The following is a 13696-nucleotide window of genomic DNA, read 5'->3' on the forward strand; positions in this document are numbered from 1 at the left end:
CACCCGGCCTCTGGTGAGCTCCGCATGCGCGCCCTTACCGTGGCGGGCGGGCCGAGCGCGCGCAGCCCTACCGTGGATGTCCGAGTTCGGATCTGACCGGCGCGGGCGGCTAGTCCTTTTGACTCCACACTAGACGGTGGTTTGCCGCCGGCGGCGAGGTGCGACGCGTTGTGCGGCCGGGCCGGTGGTAACCCGGCACGGGGGACTTTGGTCCTGGGCGAGTGGGGAGCTGTGGCCCGGGTGCCCGCATGGGTTTCGCGGGCAGGCTGTGGTTGTCGAAGAGAGATCACCCCCCGGAGGCAACGATGACCACCAACACCAGCCGAGCCCACGTCCCGATCCACGCTCTGGAGAAGGCCGAAGCCCCCGGCCACATGCTGACCACCACCGCCGCCCGCGCCCTCGCGGTCCTGCGCATCGCCACCGGGTTCGTGTTCCTGTGGGCGTTCCTGGACAAGACCTTCGGCCTCGGCTTCTCCACCCCGACCGAGCGGGCCTGGATCAACGGCGGCTCACCCACCAAGGGCTTCCTGTCCCACGTCGAGGTCGGACCGTTCCAGTCCATCTCCCACAACATCGCCGGCGCCTGGTGGGCCGACGCCCTGTTCATGACCGGCATGGCCGCCGTCGGCGTCGCCTTGATCGCCGGCATCGGCCTACGCGTCGCCGCCGCCGCGGGCACGCTGATCATGGTTTTGATGTGGGCGGCGGAGTTCCCACCGGCCACCCTCACCGCCGCCGGCGAGCCGTCCGGGTCGACCAACCCGTTCATGGACTACCACCTGATCTACGCGATCGTCCTGATCGTCCTCGCCCTCACCTACGCCGGACACACCTGGGGCCTCGGCCGCGTCTGGGCCCGCCTACCCATCGTCCAGAAGAACCGCTGGATGATCTGACTCCCCTCCGGGAGGGACAAGTGCCGGGCCGCCGCGGCGGCCCGGCACACCCACATCCGCCCGGCGCAGACACTGCCGGCGCAGGACCTCCGCGCGTCGGCGCCGCGCGGCGCCTATCCAGTAGACGTGCTTTAGCCCGGCTCGCGCTCGCGCCGAGCTCCGGTCCCGCGAGTCCGTCCCCATAGTTCCTCCACCTGTCCGAACACCGTGGACCTTGCGACGTTTCCGTGCGGCTGCCCGGTCCGTTGGTGGTGCCTCCGTGCCGTCCCCGATCGTCGGCACACTACGCATGGTCGCCCATCCTGAGCTGCCGCGATCCGCTCACTACCACGAGTCACAAAGCCCCCGTCTGCCAGAACTCCGATGATCCGAAGAACTGGCCGCCCCGCACGCCGAGCTCGGTCGCGGCGCGCAGTTGCGGCAGCGCGATCTGCCCCACTGACTGCGTTGACAGCAGGCCGAGCCAGGCGACCAACCGCCGGAGCCGGCGGCCCGGGCTCGGTCCGGTCATGGGTCGACCCTGAGGCCGTCACCGCCGATGACCGCGACCTGATCGACGGCGCCGCCGCGTTCGGCGAGGACCTGCGGTCAGTACCGCGCGGCATGCTCGGCCCGGATCCGGGCCTGCTACCGCAGCCACCGGTCGACCACTGGACCCGGGAGAGCCCGCTCAGGGTCCACCTAGTGCCCGGCGGCAACCACTACACGATCCCGACTGTCTCGGCTGCCGCCGGTCAGATCGCCCGGGCGCTGACGTTGTCTTCTTGGCCGGGGAGACAGCTCAGCGCCGACGTGCGGAACTCGTCGACCATGCTGTTGTACTCGACGGTGCGGGTCAACATCACGGCCTGGCAGGGCGGGAGGTCGTCGATCGGGATCGAGGTCAGGTCGGGGCGGAGGAGACCGCCCTGGTCGCTGCGCGGATGCATGATCACGGCCTTGCCGCAGGCGACCACCTCGAACTTGTCCTGCACGGTGTGCACGGCCGGGCCCACCGGGCGCCGGCCGCCGTCCGGACGCTCCGGCCACCAGAAGGCCCGCCACTCCGCGGACGCGCCAGGCATCGGGAACTCCACTAGCGGTTCGTCGGCGAAGTCGGCCAAGATGACGGACGTGCGCCCGGCCAGCCGGTGCGTGGTGGGCACCACGAGCAGCCGGGGGTCCTCGTACAGCACCGTGACGCGGTAACCCTCCATCGGGAACACGAACGGCTGCCAGGCGATCACCACGTCGACGCGGTGCTCCGCGAGGCTCCGGGTGTCCTCCCACGTCAGGTAGCGCGTGTGGATCTCCGCGTCGGGGTGGCGCTCGCGCAGGTCGCGTACCGCCGGGGTGATCGGTAGGCCGGGCATGTAGCCAACGGTGATCGTTCCCGACGTCGCGGCGGCTCGGACGTTCGTGACCGCGTGGCGGGCGGCCCCGAGCAGCTCGTTCGCCTGCACGAGGAAGGCACGGCCGGCCGGCGTGAGCTGGCTGCCCAGTGCGGTGCGGTCGAACAGCCGCACACCGAGCTGCTCCTCGAGCCGCCGGATCTGACGACTCAGCGACGGTTGCGCGACGTGCAGCTCGGCAGCGGCCCGGCCGATGTGCTGATGAGCGGCCACGACCGTGAAGTACCGCACCAGTCGGAGGTCGAGGTCCGCCATGCACACATGGTAGGGAAGAGTCAGTAGGTCACCACAGCCTTGAACCGGACGTCGCCGTTGGCGACCTTGTCGTACGCCTCGGCAACGCGATCCTTGGGGAAGAGCTCGATCATCGGCTTGACAGCGCCCCGCGCGACGAAGTCGAGCGCCTCGACGAGGTACTCGTAACCGTTGTGGGCGGAGCCGATGATCTGGTGGCTGTTCGAGACCAGTGGCAGCGCGGGCAGCGTCAGCTCGTCGGTGGCGATGCCCATCATGACGACCTTGCCCCACGGCCGCAGGCCGTCCATCGCGCTGGCGAGCGCCGCGTGGTTGCTGCCCGTGTACATGATCAGATCAGCGCCGCCGGCGGCCTTGAGCCCCGCGCCGTCGGCGACGACCTTGTCGGCGCCGAGCTGCCGCGCGAGGTCCTCCTTGTCGGGGCTGTGGGTCACCGCGGTGACGTGGTAACCCGCGGCCGTCGCGTACTGGATCGCGAGGTGACCGAGCCCGCCGATGCCGACCACGGCGACCCGACCGGACGGCTTGACATCCGCCCGGCGCAGGCCGGCCCAGACGGTGAAGCCGGCGCACAGGGTCGGCGCTGCGAGCTCGTACGAGACCCCGTCGGGCAGCAGCACGGTCCCATCGACGTCGGCGACGATGTACTCCGCGTGCGCGCCGTCGACGTTGACGCCCGTGAGGATCGGGGCCGCGCAGTTCGCGGCGGTGACGAAGCTGTTCGGGTGCTGCTCACGGCAGAAGTCGCACCTACCGCACCGCTTCTGCACCATTGGGAGGCCGACGCGGTCGCCGATCGCGCGCTGCGTAACACCTGCGCCCACGGCCACCACCTCGCCGACGCCTTCGTGCCCGAGCACCAAGGGGAACTCGCGGAACGAAAGCGTGCCGTTCGCCATCCACACGTCCGTGCCGCAGATCGCGCAGGCGTGGACGCGCACCAGCACCTGGTTGGGGCCGGCCTCCGGCCGGTCCACGTTCTGTAGCTCCCACGGGGCGTTCACCTTCGGAACGACGACCGCCTGCATCTGGGTAGCCATGTCCACTCCTCTTCGGCTCGAGAGATCACGGCCTGACGCTACGAAGGGCCGCACTCACGCGTCCAAGACCTGTTCGGCATCCCCTTCATGCCTGTCCTGCATGACGTTCCGGTTCTGCGGAGGAGGCCACGTACGATGAACGTCACTCCGGTACCTGCCGGCGCGGCGCCTCGCGTCAGGCTCGCGATCAAGGCCGGTCGAGCTTGATCCGACGCACGGATTTGCCGTTGCGGCACGTGCCCTGCCGGTAACGGTGGGGTGCGAATCGCGTGCTCCCGGCCGAACGCCAACACCGGTAGTGCGCAGCCGGGTACCGTCCACCGGTACGTCCGCTTCGCGGTCTGGACCGACCGGTCCGGTCCCGTCGACGGGGCGGTCTGCCATCAATGTGACGCAGAGCCGCCTGGCATCCGGATCTGCCGCGATCCGGATGCTGCTCGAAGTCATCCGGCGTCGCCGTGGCGGCGGTTGCTCCCGCTCCGTGGCGCCGGTTCGCGGATGGCCTGTAATGGCGGTGGCCCCCAGAACGCCCGCGCTGCGACGCAGAAGACCGAAGGCAACAAGGTCTTTGTCGGGGCGAGATGGTTTGCGCTCGACGATCTCCCCGACGGTGGCCCGATCCAAGTGGGGCGGCACGCAGACGGCCCTGGATCCTTGCACCTCGCGCGCAGGTTTGTACTCGATCAACCTTGACCTGACGATTGTGACTGCGTCGTGGCGTTTGCCAGCTAGATGGTGGTGGCGCAGGTGCGCCGCCGATCACAGGTCGAAGGACTTGACGGTGGACCAGTCGACGGCGAGCATTTGAACGTGTTCAAGTGCGCCTGGTTGGTAGGTGGTCTCGCCGTGTCCGTACTCCTGCGTGGCGCCATCTGGGTTCTGTCGATGTTGACCTTCGGGCCGTTGTTCGGGCCGTTCGACCTGTATCTCTGGCAAACCGCGGGCAGGTCCGCCGCGGAGGCAATAACTATCTGCGACATCACCGTTTCCGTGCTGCTGGCCGTCGCGACAGCCGTCGCAAGCGTCGGGGTGCGCTCTGAGCGGCGCTGGGCGCTACGGCTGGGTGGGTGGTTGGCCCTGTTCTACGTCGGGCTGAACATCGTCACGGCCATCGCCTGTGTGGTCCTGTGGCATCCATTGAGCCTCGAACCCGTCTGGGTGCTGGCCGTCCCGCTCGCTCTTTACATTCTTTCCGCCGTAGCCGCGACCGTGGCATGGAGTGAGCTGCAGGGTGCTTGGCGGCTGTTCATGCCCTCCCGCGCTGGCGCATAGCGCGGTCGGAGCAATGCGGGCCTGACATGGCGCTCGTAGGCCTGTTCGCGCTCACATCCCGCTGGTCAGGCGTCCACCTCCGCATCCCGATCAGGATCGCGGCTCGCATGCTTGAGCTTCAGCAACTGTTGGACCTTGCGTTCGGCGTCTTGCCGTGAATACGAGCCGAGCGCCGAAAGAGGTATAGCGGCGTCGGCGTCGTCACCAAGGCGAAGGACCGGAGCGTAGAGCGGCAAGCCTGCTCGTACGTCGACCTGCGCGCAGTCGACCGACTGGATCGCGCTCCACGGGGTGACCTTGTCACGGCTGTCGAAGCCACGAACGCGGACACCGCCTGAGTCGATCACCACGCCGAGTCGAAGAGCCCGCCAGATCCCGGCCACGCCGCTCGTGACGAGAACGCATCCCAGCACCAGGCCGAACCAGGCGCGCTTGGCCACTGCGTCCGCAGAAAAGTACGTGACACCCAGCAGGGTCCACACAGTGAACAGGACGACCATGATCGGGATCTGGATGCGTGGCCTGATGACGATGCGGTTCATGGCGGGACATGCTACGGATGGCCGTGCGGGCAACGAAGGAGTCCAAGCGGGGCTGCCACGTTCCGTCATCAGACAACCGGGCCGCCATCACGATACGACGCACGGATCGGCCGCGTAGCGACGCACAGTCTTCACGTCCGCGCCGAGGCTCATCCGGGCCAAAGGGAATCGTCCCAAGTCACGCCTCGTGCTCACGAAGAGCTTTTAGCAGGTCCGTGGCCGACTTGCCGACGGGCACCGTTGTGTCCGCATCGGCAGCCATGACGCGGAGCTCGGCTTCCAAGCTCTCAATAGCGTCGACCAGGGCAGCGTCCACGCTGCAGGCACGGCCGTAGCTGTCTACGAATCGCTGCTCAGGCCGAACCCAGGCGAGGCAGTCGATAAGTATCTCTATCGCTGTCCTGCGCGCCCAGCCTCGTGTTGCGCGGGTGATGGCCACCAGAATCGTGGCGGCCGGTCCGGCAGCGTCGAACAGCCAGCCCGAGTGGTTGTGTCCGATGGCGTCAAGAACCTCGTCATACGCGTCCTGACCCGCCTCCCTCGATCCCACCTGCCTAAGGTGCCTGAACGCGGACGTGACCACGGTAGGATCCGCACCGAGCGCGGTCCAATCCACTCCTCGCAGAAGCCAATCGATCTCATCGCCGCGTTGCTCCGTCACCGATCAAGTATCCGGAACAGCTTGAAGGCTGGTCCTGGCTGGCCGGGTCGCCAGCCGGTGGCCACCGTTTGGCGAATGCATGAGGCGACTGTGCCTGGTAGCACCGGCCGACTCGGTAGCCCGATCCAGTTGCCGGGATGAGCGCAGGCCATCGATACCACCAGGACAGAGCCTGCCTGCTCGGCATGCGCGACGACGAAGGTCAGCGGTGACCAGCCGTTGGCTTGGCAGTAGGTGGGCCTGCGCCGGACCGACCAGCGGTAGGCCACGCCGTCCACCGTGATTCCTCGAGAGCCCTTGATTGCCAACGTCATCCGAAACCCCCGCCGATCTCGACCACCCCGGCGACGAGGACCGTATCGGGGACCCGACGCCGTCGTCGTCGATATGCCGAGGCTAACGTTCAGGTATCCGGATCTGCCGTGAGGAGGCTCGCTACGCGGCGTGGCGGTCAATCCCTCGAGTTTCCGGCTGCCGGACATGCCGAGAATGTGCACGGCCGTCGCGCGCTCGTGCCGATGAGCGCGTGCCCGAGGCGTCTGACAGCATGACCTCGTGCGGCAGTATCCGAAGGAGCCACCAGCCGCCGTGTTGGCGGGCACCGACGTGGCGCTCGTAGGCCTGTTCTCGGCGAACGATCGGGATTACGGCGCGAAGCTTGATGTGTTGGCTGCCGCTGTGGAGGCCCATGGTGGGCGGGTCGTGAGCCGGCACGTCCAGCGGCGGGGTGTCTCGCACGGCGGTGCGCACAAGATGGCCGCGCCGTTCTCGCCGCGGACGCTGCTGAGCCCGGGCAAAGCGCGCGAGATTGGGCAGGCGTGCCAGGCGTCCAACGTCGGCGCTGCCGTGTTCGTAAACTCGCTTACCGCACACCAACGAGCTGTCCTCAGCGACGTGTTCGGGTGTCCGGTGATCAGCGGCGAGAAGCTCGTCACGCCGAGTCGGTGAATGACCGCACATGCCGCTGGTTGAGCCGCAGCATTGGGTTGGCGGGTCAGCTTAGGAGCACGGCATCGTGGAGGATAAGCGCCGACCACGTCGGAGCACCGGTCGTGCCGTGCTTGGGGTCGATGCCGATGAACCGGCAGCCACCGATGCGGGTGAAGGTGTGCCGGGCGGACCAGTCTACGGTCGACCGCTGGCGGATCCGCTCGCCGCACAACCAGGTCTCTCGCCGGTAGTTCACGATGGTCGAGTGGCCGTGGACCTGGCCGAACGGGACGGGTTCGCTGGCCTGCAGCCAGGACTGGTAGACGTCCGGTCCGGCTTCGGCCCACAGTGGTCCCCGATCATTCCAGAGCAGATCCTCCGGTCTGGTGTTGAGCAGGTCCGCGGCCGTGCTGGCGGTCACCGGCTCGCCGAGGTCCTCCCACGCCTGGGCGCTCAGGCCGGCATGGGTGACCAGAAGTTCCTCGCCCTCGGTAGTACGCACTGCGGCAGCGACCCGCACCCATTCCTTCATCCACCACGCTCGCAGCAGCTCAGCGTCGCTGGGAGTGAGTTGCTGTGGCCAGAACGGTTCGCCGCCAAGGTATTGCGACTCGTGATTGCCGATTAGCTGGATCCAGCGACCTGGGCCGGCGTCCAGCCGCTGCTGTACGAACGCCAACACCGCCGAGCTGTCCGGGCCTCGGTCGATCAGGTCACCGACCTGGATCACCAGCGTGCCAGGGTCCTCGACTATCGGTCCGATCACCTCGATGAGCTGGTCTACGCACCCGCCGACATCCCCAACGATCACGATCTTCGCCACGCCGCCTCCGTGCTCCCGACAGTAGCGCCATCAACAGGACGGCAACGACATCCGCTCACTCATGCCGACAGGACCGTCTGTCTGCTCAGCCCCTCCCGAGCGCCGATGCCCTCACTCCTGTGACGGGCCGGCTATGCCAGCAGTCGAGCAGCCATCGGGAATACGGTGCATCCAGCCGTCACAAAGCGCGTAGGGCTCGCAGAGCTGACGCCCACTGATCGCCTGGGAGCCGCTGGATTGCGTCGCCCCAGGGGCCAAAGCTCGACTTACGAGGTTTCTCCATCCGGCGATCGCACGATCCTGTCCCGCGGCCAGCCCGACGCCCGCAAAGCCGGTCCGTCGGACTCCATCGACCGGAGCACCTCCATGGGCGTGTGGCCGGTTGCCGTAGCCAATTCAGTCATTGCCTTCGCGGCGAGTGCGGTGAGATTCAGCGCAAGGCCCAAGCCGTCCTCGCGGGCCGCAGCGTCGATGATGTTGTAGACGTCGGCGTCCTCGTCCGCAAGGTAGGCCGCCACGCTGCTGACAGCGGCTCGACCCATCGCGTCGCCGGTACCTCGCTCAGTTCGTGCCACGGATCGAGTATCCGCCGACGACCTCAGCGACGACGCAACGCCCGCTTCTGTCGCCGACCGGACGTTGCGTAACGTCATGGCCCTCGTTCAGGTCGGCGCCCGGTCGTGTCGAGAACAGGCCGTGAGCTGGCTCGGCCACGCCCAGCCCCGAGACGGCCTGGCGATACGCTCACTGGGTGACCGGCAGGGCGGAGCGGATTCGACTCCTGACAGAGGTGGCGCGGGCGATGCTGGCATCCGGTGCCGACGCGGATCAGGTAGCCCAGGAACTGCTTCGGCGCACCGATTCCCCGATCTCGGCAATCAAGGCCGTTGCCGACGCGACCGGCATGGGCTTGGGCGAAGCGAAGTGGGTTGTCCACCGCAATCTCAATCCGGAGATACGCAAGGCTGCGGAGAGCTTTTGGGACGAACTGCTTGACGGCATCAGGCAGCTCCAGGAATCGCCCGAAGTGCCGCACCGGCACTCGAACTAGCCGCAAGGATGACGCCGCGGGTCTGACTCGGCAAGGCCACGTGCACGGATCTGCCGCGGTCCGCGCACCGGCCAGCAAACTGCACAGCGCGCCGACCGTTGCTGAGCCGCCATTTGTATCTGGTTAGTTGCTGCCATGAACGATCAGCCCGAGCCGACGCCGCAGCTGGTGCCAAACCGCTTTGGCCCCGATGCGGCCGGCCGCAGCCCGTTGCGAGCCACGGAGAGATGCTTCGACCGGCCGGGTGCACGGGTCAGGTTCCACGGTGAGCGCCAGGACACGTCTGCGGGCGGATGGAGGCGACTACTCGAGCTAATCAATGAGGCCGCGGGCGACGGACGGGAAGTGTTCCGGCCGCTGGTTGACCTCTCGCCGAGCGAGCGGGCGGACCTGGTGACGCTACCGCCTACGATCGCGAAGCTCACCAGGGTCAAACGCTTCCTGCTGTACGGCAGCCCGCTGGTACGGATTCCCGTGAGATCGGCGCGATGACCAGCCTCGAAGTCTTCGAACCGTACACCTCGTACTCGCTGCACTGGTTCCCATACGAGCTGACCCGGTGCCCGAACCTGCGTGAGAGCACCGTCAGCACCCGCGCCCTGTACGGGAACGTCAAATACCGTCCTGCGTTCCCGAGGCTGCAAACCGCGAGGGGCGCTGGCCGCACTGCCAACACACGACGATCTAGACCCGCAGGTATGGGGTGTCGAGAGCATCCGCGCCTGCAGTGTCTGCGACAGGCGGATCGACCCGGCCAGGCTCCAGCAAGTGTGGATTTCTCTTCGCGTTGCCACCGACGTGCTGCCGTTACTCGTGAATGCGTGCTCGACCGCCTGCGTGCGAGCATTACCGAAACCATCCGATGGCTACGTATCCATCCCGCACCAGTGCGGCCAAGCCGTCCAGCAGCAGACTCCTCGGTGAACCCGCATCCGACCCCGGTCCCGTCACTCCGGGCCAAGTCCAAGCGGGATCGCAGCAACTCGAGGAGTTCGGCTACTTCGGTCTGACGGGCCGGGGTGCGCAGTGGTGTGTGACGCTCATACCGAAGCGAGCTCGGTTGCCGGCGGACGAGGCTGTTCAGTCCCACCAGAACGACCACCAGGCCCGGTTCACGAGACTGTCGGCGTAAAGGACGAGGGAGTCCGTGCTGGACCGCCACACGTTGTCGGGGCAGAACGCGAAGTGTTCCGCCGCGACGCGCAGCGCGTGGTCTGTGTCGGTGGGCGGAGCGCCGACGCTGAGGTAGAGCTCGGCCGGTCCGAGGGCGACGACTCTTGCACCGAAACGTTCTTCCCAACTGCGCAGCACCGTGCTGAACAGCGCAGTGTCGTTTTCGTAGTTCATTGGCCCACCCCACCCCAGATCGGCCGGGGCATCAGCACCGCGGGCACTGGCACTGAGCCCGAGGCGCGGTGCAGTCAGCCACGAGTCGGCCATCAGATGTTCCGCGAACGCCGCGGCCCGAACCGCGGCGTCTTCCTGCACTGTTCCGGCATGCGCAAGCCCAGGCCACTGATCGCCGAACGGCGCCGTGATGGCCAGCCGCTCCGGCGCGCTGAGCATGTCGTCGTCATCATCCGCGGTCGTGTAGACCGACCACCACCCAGCGAGCAGCACGGCGGCGTCATGATCGCCCGGCCTGGACTTGATGAGACCCGGGAAAAGTTCACCGGTCGTCCAGGGACTACCTGGCTCGTGCGAGCTCCCTCCGAGCAGCAGAGGCCACAGACCCGTCCGGGCATGGCTCGCCTGAAGTGATCCCCACAGACCCGCGTCCGGACGGGTGTCGCTGATCCACAGGATCGGCTCGTCGAGGATCCCGGCGTCGGTCTCGTGCACGGCTCGCCCTATCGGGAGGTCAAGGCTGAGGTAACCGCCGCCCGAGTCGTGTCGAAGGTAGGTAAGCGGATTGCGTGCCATGCGGCGCAGGGTACAGACCTGCCAACGCAATCAGACTCGCTCGCCTCGTCCGCTATCCGCCTATGCCGCCAGTCGCGTTCACGCGGAGGCTGACCCGCGGGGATTGCCGGTCTACCCTGGCGTTATGACGGGCTCCGTGGGGCCGAAGGCGGGCATGACGATCAGCATCCGGACACGACGGGATGTCGTCGTCGTGGACCCCGACCGATTGCTGTCTGCGGCGCGGCAGGCTCTGCGTGACCGTGACCCGGGCTTGACCGTCGCTGAGGCGGCCCAGGCAGTCGTCGACGTATACGACGCGGTACACGCGCTGCTCGATCGGGACGGAGACCTCGCTGCCGACGCCCTCGACGGCGAGATGCTAGGTGCCGGAGGACTCTTGCCCGGGGTGCGGGTCACGGATCGACCCGACGGTCTGTCGCCCGCTGGTCGGCTGCAACAGGTGATACTCAACGATCCGCAGCCGCTCCAAGACTACGGCTGTTTCATTCCCGACGACCCCTTCGCGGTACCTCCTAGCGAGGACGGTCCGCCATAGCAACCTGTCAAGCCTCCGCTGCGTCGCATCGCCCGCAACGCCGCAACCGGGGCGGGGTCTCATGTCCAGGCGAACGCCGTGGCAGGACGTCGCAGGCCCCCTCCACGGTGGTCAGAGACGGCCGGCGATCGGCACAGACGTCTCGTCGGCAAGGGGTGCTCCGCTGACGTCCAGAGGCGTGACGAGAAGCTCCGACTCCGCCGTAGCTGTGACGTCGGCGCGCACAACGAACATTCCCTCGTGCACGTTCACGACGAACTCGGGCCGCCGGCCGATCGGATCGAAACCGTGCTCACACCGGCTGTTGGAACGGTACCGACGAAACCGTCGAGGACCTCGCTGACTGTGAACTGGTCACCGCCGCGGTTGCCGCCAACCGCCGATTCGCTCGTCCCAGAGAACACGCTTTCGACGTACCAGCCTGTCGGTCCGAGCCAGAGCCGCAAGACACGGTCATTGCCTACCGGGACGGTCTCGGCGACCGCGTAACCCGCCGGGGCCTGCCATGAGCGGATCTGATCATCGACCTGGCGCGGTGCCAGGCTCACAACAGCGGTCAGCACAAGTCCGACACCCGCCAGCCCGAGAACGCTCCGAACGTTGGAGCGGACCAGGGCGACGTCCATCCCAAGATGATCCCACCGGCACATCGCCAGCCGCCATCCCCGGACGCCGCACAGCAAGGACGGGGCGTCACGATCGAGTTGGTCGACGACCCCGTGCAACGCCGTCGACAAAGATGCTGCCGTCAGCGCTGGACGGCGGTACCGGGGAAGATCTGATCCATGCCCAATGGGAAGCCCGGTGATCACCCCCTTACAGACATCACTGTTCACAGGATGGATGTGTTCGGTACGCCATGCGATGACCTCATCAGGGATATCAGCCGACGCGGTGGACGGCGACCCGACGTTGTCGCGTTAGAGGCCGCACTCCGCACGATCAGCGATCAGCTCCCGAGGTAGCTACCTGCGACCCAGACGTCGGCCAAAGACGTGCAACGTCAGGCGCACTAGGCGCGCCGGCGAATGGCCTCCAGACGGTCTCCCGTTGCGTTGATCCTCCAGAACTGCCATCCGGAGCCGTGGCCGGTGCCCGAGGGATTCAACGCGGTCACCACCCGTACGGGCAGTGCTCGGACTGGTAAAGGACTTTCCTGCCAGCGGCTCGCTGGTGACGGTCAGGACGTGGGTGCGGCGGCCGTAACGGCCCTCCAGCCGCACGCCGCCATAGATGGCGTGGACAGCGACGTCGACCTCGTCGACGGAGCTCGTTGGCTCCGTGGTGTGGGCGTAGTAGAAGTCCAACAGCCGGCCGACCGCGTCGACCGGGCCCAGAGCCCACGCCGCAGCCAACAGCTGGACCTCGCGATGCACGGGCTCGGCCGCGTCGATGACAATCAAGAGCCCCTCCTAGACCCGTGATGACGCCCGTTGGTCGACGCCTACGACGATCGACGCTCGCGCGACGTCAAGCGTCAAGTCCGCTACCGGGAGCGTTTGCACGGAAGCGCCGAGGCGTGGCAGACGCGGGCCTCGTATTGGACCTGCGCCCGAGGATGAAGTCGGGCGCGGCGGTCAGGAACCCGTCCGTCGAGGACGTGGACAGACGACCATGACATCTGCTCCTATCAATGGGACGTGTGTCGTGTCCCCGCCGGAACACCCCTGTTCGGCCACGGCCACAGGTCAGGAGACACGATGGTCCGCACCCTTAGGGCCGCCATCGCCGTGGCAGCCACCACCGTGGCCACCCTCACGATCACCCTTGCCGCCAGCCCCGCCCAGGCCGCCCCGCCGAACATCCCGTCCTACAGCACTGCGGTGAGCCGGCTCAACGCGCTCACGGTTGCCGCCGAGTCCCACCACTCCACCTACAACCGTGACCTGTTCCCACACTGGATCACCATCACCGGCGCGTGCAACACCCGCGAGCAGGTCCTCAAACGCGACGGCGCCGGCGTCGTTGTCAACAGTAGCTGTGCCGCTACCTCCGGCTCCTGGTACAGCCCCTACGACGGAGCGACCTGGACCGCGGCCTCCGACGTCGACATCGACCACATGGTCCCCCTCGCCGAGGCCTGGTCCTCCGGCGCCTGGGCGTGGACCACCGCCCGGCGGCAGACCTACGCCAACGACCTGGGCGGACCCGAACTGTGGGCGGTCACCGACAACGTCAACCAGTCCAAGAGCGACCAGGACCCCGCCACCTGGCAACCCTCGCTGTCCTCGTTCCGCTGCACCTACGCCCGCGCCTGGATCCAGGTCAAGTGGTACTACAGCCTCACCGTCGACACCGCCGAAAAGAGCGCCCTCAACGGCATGCTCGCCACCTGCTGACCGTCGCCCCAGCGACGTCGACACGTGGCGCG

The 13696-nt window shown here is 67.4% G+C and carries 16 protein-coding genes; 6 read left to right on the forward strand and 10 right to left on the reverse strand.

Going from position 1 to position 13696, the window contains the following annotated elements; all coding sequences use genetic code 11:
* The first annotated feature begins 374 nt into the window (after window positions 1-374).
* Window positions 375-899 (forward strand): hypothetical protein, encoded by a 525-nt coding sequence (locus tag AB0J88_RS15040; RefSeq protein ID WP_364346060.1) that lies wholly within the window; start codon window positions 375-377, stop codon window positions 897-899.
* A gap of 334 nt (window positions 900-1233) precedes the next feature.
* On the opposite strand, the gene AB0J88_RS15045 is transcribed toward AB0J88_RS15040, so the two are convergent.
* From AB0J88_RS15045 to AB0J88_RS15055, 3 genes are all read right to left on the reverse strand, one after another.
* Window positions 1234-1410: a hypothetical protein gene (locus AB0J88_RS15045; protein WP_364360964.1), complete on the reverse strand. Its 177-nt coding sequence runs from the start codon at window positions 1408-1410 to the stop codon at window positions 1234-1236.
* Window positions 1411-1633: 223 nt separating this feature from the next.
* The gene (locus AB0J88_RS15050; RefSeq protein WP_364360966.1) at window positions 1634-2545 is read right to left on the reverse strand and encodes a LysR family transcriptional regulator; all 912 of its coding nucleotides are present in this window, start codon (window positions 2543-2545) and stop codon (window positions 1634-1636) included.
* A gap of 20 nt (window positions 2546-2565) precedes the next feature.
* Complete coding sequence (locus AB0J88_RS15055) at window positions 2566-3585, reverse strand: alcohol dehydrogenase catalytic domain-containing protein (protein WP_364360968.1); 1020 nt, start codon at window positions 3583-3585, stop codon at window positions 2566-2568.
* 846 nt (window positions 3586-4431) lie between these two features.
* Between AB0J88_RS15055 and AB0J88_RS15060 the strand changes: the two genes are divergently transcribed.
* A complete protein-coding gene (locus tag AB0J88_RS15060) occupies window positions 4432-4857 on the forward strand; it encodes a hypothetical protein (RefSeq protein WP_364360970.1) in 426 nt (141 codons plus the stop codon).
* Between the two features lie 65 nt (window positions 4858-4922).
* On the opposite strand, the gene AB0J88_RS15065 is transcribed toward AB0J88_RS15060, so the two are convergent.
* Window positions 4923-5399, reverse strand: a complete 477-nt coding sequence (locus tag AB0J88_RS15065) for a PH domain-containing protein (protein WP_364360972.1) — start codon at window positions 5397-5399, stop codon at window positions 4923-4925.
* A gap of 178 nt (window positions 5400-5577) precedes the next feature.
* Window positions 5578-6060, reverse strand: a complete 483-nt coding sequence (locus tag AB0J88_RS15070) for a hypothetical protein (protein WP_364360974.1) — start codon at window positions 6058-6060, stop codon at window positions 5578-5580.
* Window positions 6061-6615: 555 nt separating this feature from the next.
* Here AB0J88_RS15070 and AB0J88_RS15075 point away from each other — a divergent pair.
* Window positions 6616-7008: a hypothetical protein gene (locus AB0J88_RS15075; RefSeq protein ID WP_364360976.1), complete on the forward strand. Its 393-nt coding sequence runs from the start codon at window positions 6616-6618 to the stop codon at window positions 7006-7008.
* Window positions 7009-7054: 46 nt separating this feature from the next.
* Here AB0J88_RS15075 and AB0J88_RS15080 read toward each other — a convergent pair whose 3' ends face one another.
* Entirely contained in the window at window positions 7055-7813 is a 759-nt protein-coding gene (locus tag AB0J88_RS15080) for a metallophosphoesterase (RefSeq protein ID WP_364360978.1), read from the reverse strand.
* 266 nt (window positions 7814-8079) lie between these two features.
* Complete coding sequence (locus AB0J88_RS15085) at window positions 8080-8388, reverse strand: hypothetical protein (protein ID WP_364360980.1); 309 nt, start codon at window positions 8386-8388, stop codon at window positions 8080-8082.
* Between the two features lie 176 nt (window positions 8389-8564).
* Here AB0J88_RS15085 and AB0J88_RS15090 point away from each other — a divergent pair, with 176 nt between their 5' ends.
* Window positions 8565-8864 carry a hypothetical protein gene (locus tag AB0J88_RS15090; RefSeq protein WP_364360982.1) on the forward strand — a complete coding sequence of 100 codons (300 nt, stop codon included), beginning with the start codon at window positions 8565-8567 and terminating at the stop codon, window positions 8862-8864.
* Between the two features lie 1080 nt (window positions 8865-9944).
* Here the strand turns inward: AB0J88_RS15090 and AB0J88_RS15095 are convergent.
* A complete protein-coding gene (locus AB0J88_RS15095; protein WP_364360984.1) occupies window positions 9945-10787 on the reverse strand; it encodes a DUF4253 domain-containing protein in 843 nt (280 codons plus the stop codon).
* 124 nt (window positions 10788-10911) lie between these two features.
* Here AB0J88_RS15095 and AB0J88_RS15100 point away from each other — a divergent pair, with 124 nt between their 5' ends.
* Window positions 10912-11325, forward strand: a complete 414-nt coding sequence (locus AB0J88_RS15100; protein WP_364360986.1) for a hypothetical protein — start codon at window positions 10912-10914, stop codon at window positions 11323-11325.
* 248 nt (window positions 11326-11573) lie between these two features.
* Here AB0J88_RS15100 and AB0J88_RS15105 read toward each other — a convergent pair whose 3' ends face one another.
* Together AB0J88_RS15105 and AB0J88_RS15110 are read right to left on the reverse strand one after the other, a co-directional pair.
* Complete coding sequence (locus tag AB0J88_RS15105) at window positions 11574-11951, reverse strand: hypothetical protein (RefSeq protein ID WP_364360988.1); 378 nt, start codon at window positions 11949-11951, stop codon at window positions 11574-11576.
* 339 nt (window positions 11952-12290) lie between these two features.
* Window positions 12291-12728, reverse strand: coding sequence for a hypothetical protein (locus tag AB0J88_RS15110; RefSeq protein ID WP_364360990.1), 438 nt, complete (start codon window positions 12726-12728; stop codon window positions 12291-12293).
* A 297-nt stretch (window positions 12729-13025) separates the two neighbouring features.
* Here AB0J88_RS15110 and AB0J88_RS15115 point away from each other — a divergent pair, with 297 nt between their 5' ends.
* Window positions 13026-13664, forward strand: coding sequence for an HNH endonuclease family protein (locus AB0J88_RS15115; RefSeq protein WP_364360992.1), 639 nt, complete (start codon window positions 13026-13028; stop codon window positions 13662-13664).
* The last annotated feature ends 32 nt before the right edge of the window (window positions 13665-13696 follow it).

Origin of the sequence: Asanoa sp. NPDC049475, from assembly GCF_040676915.1 — a bacterium.
Classification (GTDB): domain Bacteria; phylum Actinomycetota; class Actinomycetes; order Mycobacteriales; family Micromonosporaceae; genus Asanoa.